The organism is Pseudoalteromonas sp. S3776, from assembly GCF_005886915.1.
GTDB lineage: Bacteria > Pseudomonadota > Gammaproteobacteria > Enterobacterales > Alteromonadaceae > Pseudoalteromonas.
Genome location: NZ_PNCU01000170.1, coordinates 1 through 255, shown reverse-complemented (window position 1 = coordinate 255; position 255 = coordinate 1). Strand labels below are relative to the sequence as shown.

1 pseudogene is annotated in these 255 nt (G+C 44.7%); it reads left to right on the top strand.

Annotated features, from left to right (window positions below):
* Window positions 1–255, top strand: a pseudogene (locus CWC16_RS19525) (nucleotidyl transferase AbiEii/AbiGii toxin family protein); the annotation flags it as partial.

The window sequence follows — 255 nt, the reverse complement described above, 5'->3', positions numbered from 1 at the left end:
TGGTAAGCGCTATGGGCTGGAAGTTTTTATCAAAGAACCGGCTAGCCTCAAATCTGATCCACAGTACGCTGAACTTAAAGTCGACAAATGGCAGATTTCCATAGTGACCGCTCCTGATCGAAAAGACGTTCCCAGGCAGCGTATCAAGCTTGAAGTAGCCAATATACCTGCCTATACCCGCACGACACAGTTACTGTTAAAAAATTATGATTTTCTGCCGGACGGTTATGAAGACACGCTGATCTATGTTGAAAC